Source organism: Prevotella illustrans (genome assembly GCF_017426725.1).
Taxonomy (GTDB): Bacteria; Bacteroidota; Bacteroidia; order Bacteroidales; family Bacteroidaceae; genus Prevotella; species Prevotella illustrans.
The window spans coordinates 54,736-63,422 of sequence record NZ_JAERMS010000013.1; the positions used below are offsets into that span (position 1 = coordinate 54,736).

General features: G+C 44.8%; 6 protein-coding genes. 4 read left to right on the forward strand and 2 right to left on the reverse strand.

Going from position 1 to position 8,687, the window contains the following annotated elements; genetic code table 11:
- The first annotated feature begins 4 nt into the window (after positions 1–4).
- The 4 genes from ilvB (at position 5) to ilvC (ending at position 4,300) form a co-directional block, all read left to right on the forward strand.
- Entirely contained in the window at positions 5–1,720 is a 1,716-nt protein-coding gene (gene ilvB, locus JHU38_RS06020) for a biosynthetic-type acetolactate synthase large subunit (RefSeq protein ID WP_107580896.1), read from the forward strand.
- Between the two features lie 40 nt (positions 1,721–1,760).
- Positions 1,761–2,300 carry an acetolactate synthase small subunit gene (gene ilvN / locus JHU38_RS06025; protein ID WP_107582266.1) on the forward strand — a complete coding sequence of 180 codons (540 nt, stop codon included), beginning with the start codon at positions 1,761–1,763 and terminating at the stop codon, positions 2,298–2,300.
- Positions 2,301–2,305: 5 nt separating this feature from the next.
- Complete coding sequence (locus JHU38_RS06030; protein WP_107580895.1) at positions 2,306–3,070, forward strand: acyl-[acyl-carrier-protein] thioesterase; 765 nt, start codon at positions 2,306–2,308, stop codon at positions 3,068–3,070.
- A 186-nt stretch (positions 3,071–3,256) separates the two neighbouring features.
- Positions 3,257–4,300, forward strand: coding sequence for a ketol-acid reductoisomerase (gene ilvC / locus JHU38_RS06035; RefSeq protein ID WP_107580894.1), 1,044 nt, complete (start codon positions 3,257–3,259; stop codon positions 4,298–4,300).
- Between the two features lie 524 nt (positions 4,301–4,824).
- Here ilvC and JHU38_RS06040 read toward each other — a convergent pair.
- A complete protein-coding gene (locus JHU38_RS06040) occupies positions 4,825–6,720 on the reverse strand; it encodes a RecQ family ATP-dependent DNA helicase (protein ID WP_107580893.1) in 1,896 nt (631 codons plus the stop codon).
- A gap of 30 nt (positions 6,721–6,750) precedes the next feature.
- Complete coding sequence (recJ, locus tag JHU38_RS06045) at positions 6,751–8,472, reverse strand: single-stranded-DNA-specific exonuclease RecJ (protein WP_107580892.1); 1,722 nt, start codon at positions 8,470–8,472, stop codon at positions 6,751–6,753.
- Between the last annotated feature and the right edge of the window lie 215 nt (positions 8,473–8,687).

An 8,687-nucleotide genomic window follows, 5' to 3' on the forward strand; every position in this document is an offset into this window, starting at 1 on the left:
AATTATGGCAAAAGAAGTCATAACAGGGGCAGAAGCGCTGATGCGTTCACTGCACAAGGAAGGCGTGGAAACAATCTTTGGGTATCCCGGAGGTGCGATCATGCCTGTTTTTGATCATTTGTATCATTATACACGAGGCGAGTCAAAGATGTTTGACCATATTCTGGTCAGACACGAGCAGGCCGCCGCGCATGCGGCCCAAGGCTACGCACGGGTGAGTGGAGACGTTGGCGTATGCCTGGTAACGAGCGGACCGGGGGCCACGAATACTTTGACGGGCGTGGCCGACGCGATGATGGACTCTACGCCACTGGTGGTCATTGCCGGCCAGGTGGGAGTAGGCGCGCTCGGAACAGACGCTTTTCAGGAGGTAGACTTGGTGGGTGTGGCACAGCCAATCACCAAGTGGGCCTATCAGATACGCCGACCGGAAGATGTGGCATGGGCTGTGAGCCGTGCGTTCTATATCGCTCGCAGCGGCCGCCCCGGCCCGGTTGTGCTTGACTTTCCTAAAAACGCGCAGACACATACATGCGAGTGGATTGACGTAAAGGTAGATCATGTGCGGTCGTATGAGCCTTATCCTAAGTTGAAGGAGGATGTTATCCGGCGTGCCGCGGACCTGATCAATCAGGCCGAGCGCCCTTTTGCCCTTGTGGGACAAGGAGTAGAGTTGGGGAATGCGCACCATGAATTGATGGAATTTCTGGAGAAGGCCGATATTCCCGCGGGCCGAACTTTACTCGGATTGTCGGCTTTGCCAAGTAATCATCCGCTGAATATGGGCATGTTGGGTATGCATGGCAGTTACGCGACCAACTTGAAGACGCAGGAGTGTGACGTGCTGATAGCCATTGGCATGCGTTTCAGCGATCGTGTGACGGGAGTACCTTCTACCTACGCGAAGCAGGCTCACATTATTCATTTGGATATTGACAGCGCGGAGATTAACAAGAATATCAAATGTGAGGTGCCGGTAATCGGCGATTGCAAGAAGTCGCTGCCGGCAATAACCCGCCTTTTAAAGAAGAACAGCCATACGGAGTGGATAGCTTCTTTCGAGACCTATCGGCAGATGGAGGAAGAACAGGTCATTCAGCCCGACATTCATCCCGCCGAAGGACCGCTGCTCATGGGCGAGGTGGTCAATGTGGTGGCTGAAGCTACGGCGGGGAAAGCTGTGTTGGTGAACGATGTAGGCCAGAATCAGATGATTTCGAGTCGCTACTTTAAGTTCCATACCCGGCGTTCTATCGTGACAAGTGGCGGTTTCGGCACGATGGGCTTCGGGCTTCCTGCGGCAGTAGGTGCTACTTTTGGATCGCCCGACCGTACAGTTTGCTGCTTTATGGGAGATGGCGGTTTTCAAATGAGCATTCAGGAATTAGGTACGATTATGGAGCAACAGGCTCCTGTCAAGATGATTCTCTTGAACAACAATTACTTGGGTAATGTCAGACAATGGCAGGATTTGATGTTTGGTGGTCGCCGGTCGTTCACCCACATGATGAATCCACGTTATGCCGACATCGCTAAAGGCTATGGTATTCCGTATGATATAGCGGTCGACAGAAGGGATTTGAAGAAGAAAGTAGCACAGATGTTGAACACTGAAGGCCCTTATCTGCTTGAATGCGTAATCAAGGAAGACGAGGACATCGTGCCGATGACCATGCCGGGAAAAAGTGTTGACGAGATGCAGCTGACACTTACGTATTAAATTAAGATCATGTCGCAAACATTATAGATAGAGAAAAATGATGGATAGTAATAAGAAATTATATACATTATTGGTTTATTCTGAAAATATAGCCGGTATACTGAACCAGATTACGGCAGTGTTTACAAGACGACAGGTTAACATAGAGAGTCTCAATGTGTCGGCCAGCAGTATTGCCGGTATTCATAAATATACAATTACTGTTTGGAGTGACGAAGAGCAGATTGTGAAAATAACGAAATCCATTGAAAAAAAGATAGATGTGGTGAAAGCAAACTACTTTTTGGATGACGATCTGTTTATTCATGAGGTCGCGCTTTTCAAGATTTCTACGCCTGTTTTGATGGAGCATTCTGAAATATCTCGCAGCATTCGTAAGCACGACGCCCGCATGATGGAGGTGAATCCTACATACGCGACGGTGTTGTTGGCCGGTCTTACAGAGGATATTGCCGATTTGTTCAATCAATTGAATGAGTTTGGATGCCTTCTTCAATACACTCGCTCCGGACGGATTGCCGTCACCCGTAGTAAGGAAGAGATGATCTCAGATTATTTGGAAACTCAAGAGAAAAGATAATAAAAATGAAGCTTGGCAAGATAGGTGAGTATGAATTTGTAGCAGAACCTTTTCATTGCGATTTTTCTCATCAGCTGATGTTGGGACATCTGGGCAATTCCATGCTCAACGCGGCCGATTATCACAGCAATGATCGCGGATATGGCATGGAATACCTCAATACGGTTCATCGTACATGGGTGTTGAGTCGGTTGGCCATTGAGATGGAACGCATGCCCAAGGCGTATGATAAATTCAAGATCGCTACATGGGTTGAAAGCGCGATGAAGTATTTTACGAGCCGAAACTTTGCCGTTATGTCGGCCGACGGCCGGCCATTAGGCTACGGGCGTAGCATTTGGGCAATGATAGATACCGATACTCGACAGCCTGTGGATATTCTGGCGGTTCGTGATGGCTTGATATCTGAATATATTGAAACAGACCAACCATGCCCTATTTGTAAAAGCTCGCGGGTGAAAATAGACGATGATGTTGAACTCGTAAGAAGCGTTTCTACTTATTATAGTGATGTAGATGTTAATGGGCACGTCAATTCCGTGAAATATATTGAGCATGTACTTGATTTATTTGATATAGATTTTTATAAGACGCATCGCTTGAAACGAATGGATGTTGCTTATGTCGCGGAAAGTCATCAGGGGGATTTGCTGAATTTCTATGTGCAGCAAATGGGTGATACTCATATAATTAGAATTACTAAATCGTCTTGTTCTAAGACTGAAGAGGTTGAGGTTGTTAGGGTTTCAATGGATTTTATAAAAGAATGAAATTGTATTTTGGTATTTGATAATAATTGTTTACCTTTGCACGCGTTATAATTTTGTTCCTAAGCTGCTTCTTTGAATAATTGGTGGATGGATCCGATGATTGATTGTTTTTGGATAAAGCGGATTGGATTCAGTAGGAAATAGTCAACCCGTAGCCACTTTTGAGGCTACACAAAGATTTTATTTATGGCAGAAATGAATTTCGGTGGCGTTGTAGAGACTGTGGTCACCAGTAAGGAGTTTTCCTTGGAAAAAGCTCGTGAAGTGTTGAAAAATGAAACAATAGCCGTTCTCGGTTATGGTATTCAGGGTCCGGGACAGGCTTGCAACTTGCGTGACAATGGCTTTAACGTGATTATTGGTCAGCGTGAAGGCAAGACTTATGAGAAAGCGATTGCTGACGGATGGGTGCCGGGAAAGACTTTATTTTCGATTGAGGAAGCCGTACAGCGTGGTACTATTGTATGTATGTTGCTGTCCGATGCGGGCCAGATTGCTGTTTGGCCGAAGATTAAGCAGTACCTGACTTCAGGCAAGACGCTTTATTATTCTCATGGTTTTGTCATTAACTGGAACGACCGTACGGGCGTGGTTCCTCCTTCGGATGTCGATGTTGTCATGGTTGCGCCGAAGGGATCGGGTACTTCTCTTCGTACGATGTTCTGCGAAGGCAGGGGATTGAACAGCTCTTATGCTATTTATCAGGATGCTACCGGTCACGCGGAAGAAAAGACGATAGCCCTCGGTATTGGTATCGGTTCCGGTTATCTCTTTAAAACAACATTCCAAAGAGAGGCAACCTCTGACCTTACAGGCGAGCGTGGCACATTGATGGGTGCGATTGAAGGTCTTTTAGAAGCACAATATGAAGTTCTTCGTGAGCATGGTCATTCTCCTTCGGAAGCCTTCAATGAAACCGTTGAGGAGCTTACGCAGAGTTTGATGCCGTTGTTCGGCGCGAATGGGATGGATTGGATGTACGCTAATTGTTCGACCACGGCTCAGCGGGGCGCGCTGGATTGGGCACCTCGGTTCCGCGAAGCGATCAAGCCTGTTATGGAGTGGCTCTATCTTAGCGTGAAGACCGGCAACGAAGCACAGATTTCCATAGACCGGAACTCACAGCCCGATTATCGTGAAAAGCTGAATGCCGAGCTGAAAGCGATGCACGATAAGGAAATGTGGCGTGCCGGTGAGACCGTAAGGAAGCTGAGACCGGAAAATAACTGATTTTTCTCATACATAACATATTAATGAAGGGAGTTTTCCACTGTGGAAAGCTCTCTTTTTATTTGGGTATATGCGAAAGAGGAACGTGAGGGAAGGGGAGAGCGATAATTGGCTTTACCTTATTTTATTATTGCTGTCCGATAAACAATTATAACGATAAATCATGCCTCTTCGCCGTCCCGGCAAATGCCGACAGCCTTTCCGGGCTCTCGGAAGACGTCAAAGCAAAACAGATGTTAAATGCCCAGCTTGGGCAAATGCCAAGGTATAACAGGTGTTAAATGCCGGAGTTCGGTAAACGCCAAAGCAAAACAGATGTTAAATGCCGGAGTTCGGCAAACGCCACGGCAAATGACGGCAGCCTTTCCCGGCGCGTGGAAAACACCAAACCAAAAGAAAAGGAATGTTTTTAGTAAGGGTTGCTATTTGGGGCAAAAAGTAAGCCACTACCGGCTATACATGCCTGTAGTGCCGATAAATAAAGGATTGCAGAACTGTCAATCGGTTTTTACCGGACACTAATATTATTTTATATAGACACGGTCTCCTTTTATATGAATTGTTTCTTCCGTTCTCAATTGGTTGATTGCGGCTAAAAGCTGCCTTCTTGGTAAGCCTAAGTTCAGGATATCCTGCAATGGATGGAGTTGCTTATCCGACAATAAACGCAGTATTTTTTGTATGATTGGCCCCAATCTCTCTTCTGCTTCCTGGTCAGTTTCCTGTTCCAAGCATACGTCACAGCTATGGCATGCAGGTATGTTTACCTGCCCAAGATAGTTCAATAACTGGCGACTCCTGCAGATTTGATTGTTTGAGGCATAGCTAATGATAGCGTCTATACGTTTTTGGAATTGTATTTTTCTATCTTCATATATCTCTTTACCAATGACAACATTTTCTCCATCGATTCTATCGGTCAGGTAAGTTATGAATGGCACTTTTCTTTGAGGTATGAAATGAAGAATGCGTCGTTGGCTAAGTGATTTCAAGTGGAGATAGACCTGTTCTTTTGTCATACCACAGGCAGTAGCTATACGTGCTTCGTCGATATAAGCATAATCGGTAAACAGTCCTCCGTAAAGTCGTAAAAGCGTTGTGATAAGGTTCTCTTCCGTATCGGAGAGCGCATGTATTCTGTACAATTCGTTCTTCGTCAGTAGCATCATTAGTCTGGCTGAAGAGTCAGGTTCATTTTCATAGTAAATATAACCGGCTCGTTGCAGTATCTTAAGTGAAGTGTCTACATGAACGGGGAAGTGCTTGAAAATAAGACAGAATTTATCTATTTCAAAATTAAAAGTGTGCGATTTGCCACTGCCAACTCCTATTTGGAAATAGTAAGCTAATTGTTCATACACTTGTTTTATATAGTTTTTCTCAGGAAAAGTATCGCCGATACGTGCATGAAGTTTTTTCTTGTCGTTGTTATTATATAGCAGTACGGCGTAAGCCTTGTTGCCATCTCTGCCGGCTCTTCCTGCTTCCTGAAAGTAGGCTTCGATAGAATCGGGGCAATCCATGTGGATTACAACTCTGACATTGGGTTTGTCAATCCCCATGCCAAACGCGTTTGTAGCAACCATAACGCGAGCCTTGTCTTCTTGCCATTGCTTTTGGCGTTCATCCTTGGTATAATGATCAAGTCCTGCGTGATAGAAGGTGGAAGCAAAACCCTCATGCTTTAACAAGTCGTTTATCTCTTTACACCTTCTTCTACTTCTAACGTATACAATGGCACTGCCGTTTACAGAACCTAAGATATGGGTAAGTTCATGTTCCTTATTCTCTGCGGTTCTGACGACATACGACAGGTTTTTGCGCTCAAAGCTCATTCTGAATACGTTGGGTTCATGAAACTTGAGCTTCGCCTGTATGTCTTCTACCACTTGCGGGGTAGCTGTTGCCGTCAGTGCCAATACGGGAATTCCCGGCAGTTGGTCTCGAATTGCGGCAATCGCAAGGTATGAAGGACGAAAGTCATAGCCCCATTGGCTGATGCAGTGGGCTTCGTCAATTGTGATGAAACTCACTTTCATGTGTCGGAGCTTGACCTGAAATAGTTCGGAAGAAAGTCGTTCAGGTGAAACATACAAGAATTTGATACCGCCAAAGACACAATTTTCCAGTGTCTTCAGAATCTCTTGCCGAGTCATGCCCGAATAGATAGCGGCAGCCCTGACACCTTTGGCCAGCAAATGGTCTACTTGGTCTTTCATCAGAGCAATCAAAGGGGTGATGACGATGCACACGCCATCCTTGGCAAGAGCCGGAACCTGAAACGTGATAGACTTGCCACCGCCCGTCGGCATGAGGCCAAGCGTATCTCGACCACAGCCTATACTGTCGATAATTTCTTTCTGAATGCCACGGAATTCATTGTAGCCCCAATATTGCTGAAGGATTTCTTTATATCCCATTTCTGTATCGTTGCCAGGCTTTGATTCCCGTTATCGGTCTTCCGGTCTGATATCTTCTATTTGCAACTGAATCTGATTCCTTTTAAAGACATTGCTTTCCAGCGTATAGGCAATGTCAAAACTCCTTTTCGACTTGATGTATCGGGCCGAAGCACTCTGGCCAAAAGCTATGCCATTGACAACATTTGACGATTTCGAGTCAACGAGTTCAAGTTTGATATGTTCCTGTTCTCTGCCCACGACCTTGCTGGTTCCGTAATCGTAAACGCCCATTGTGCAGAACATGGGCTTGGAGTTGTCGGGGCCAAAAGGAGCGAATTTCTTCAAGTCGGTGTATAATTTCTTTGAAATATCCTTGAAATCGATTACTTCATCAATTCTGATAATCGCTTCCGTTTGCTCCGGTTGGATATGCTCTTCTACGTAAGTTTGGAATTTCTTTCTGAAAACAGGTATGTCATCCCATTTTAGCGTAAGACCGGCAGCGTATGTATGGCCTCCGAAATTCATGAGAAGATCTCGACAGTGCTTGATGGCTGAATAGACATCAAAGCCTGCCACGCTTCTGGCAGAACCCGTGGCGAGTTCACCGTCTTTCGTCAATACGACCGTAGGTCTGAAATAAATTTCAGTCAGTCGCGACGCTACAATACCGATAACACCCTTCTTCCAGTTCTCATCATACAAGACAATCGACGACTGATGCTTTTGGCTTTCTAATTTAGAGACAATCTGGTTGGCCTCTTCTGTCATCTGTTTGTCAATGTCTTTGCGCTGTTCGTTATATTCATCAATATGCTTCGCTTTTTTGAGAGCTTCCGATAAATCTTTTTCTATCAGCAAATCAACACTTTTCTTGCCGTTCTCCATCCTGCCCGAAGCATTGATACGAGGGCCTATTTTGAAGACAATATCACTCATGGAGATTTCTCTTCCGCTGAGACCGCAAATGTCGATGATGGCTTTGAGTCCAACACTTGGATTTTGATTTAACTGCTTTAATCCATGAAAAGCCAAAATCCGGTTTTCCTCTATGACAGGAACAATGTCGGCAGCAATTGATACCGCGCAGAAGTCCAGCAGAGGAATCAGATTTGAAAAAGGTATGCCGTTGTTCTTGGCCCACCCCTGCATGAATTTGAACCCGACTCCACAGCCGCATAGATGTTTGAAAGGGAATGAATCATCGGGCCTTTTAGGATTGAGGATTGCCACCGCATTGGGCATGACTTCATCAGGCACATGATGATCACAGATAATAAAATCTATGCCAAGGGATTTGGCGTACTCAATCTCCTTGATTGCTTTGATACCGCAATCAAGAATGATTATCAATTTAACACCGGTTTCTTTGGCGTAGTCTATTCCTTTTTTACTTACACCATATCCTTCATCATATCTGTCGGGGATATAATAATCGATATTGGAGTAAAACTGTTGTAGAAACTTATAAACCAAGGCTACTGCCGTGCATCCATCTACATCATAGTCTCCATAGACAAGTATGCGTTCCTTATGTCCCATCGCGTCATTCAGCCGATCAACAGCCACATCCATATCCTTCATGAGAAACGGGTTGATGAGGTCTGCCAGTTGTGGACGAAAGAATCTTTTAGCGCCGGATTCTGTTGATATACCACGCCGGATGAGTAAATGCGCGAGGATGGGACTGATACTTAGCTTATCGCCAAGTTCAGCTGCCGCTGCTTTTTCTTCTGATGTAGGTGGTTCGTAATTCCATTTGAAATGCATTTAATATATTATTTTATTTTCTTCAAACTTGATGCGGTAGTGCTTTTCACCGCGTAATGAATTTTATTGCCTCTTTTCCGAATAAGCAATATTTCGGTGTAAAGATAATAAATTAATATGAATTACGATCTATTTTCTTGAAGAAAAATATAGTTTAAAACAATAGTGTCCTAAATATTTTTCAAAAAAGTGAAGGAAGTTGTTTTCACTAAGGC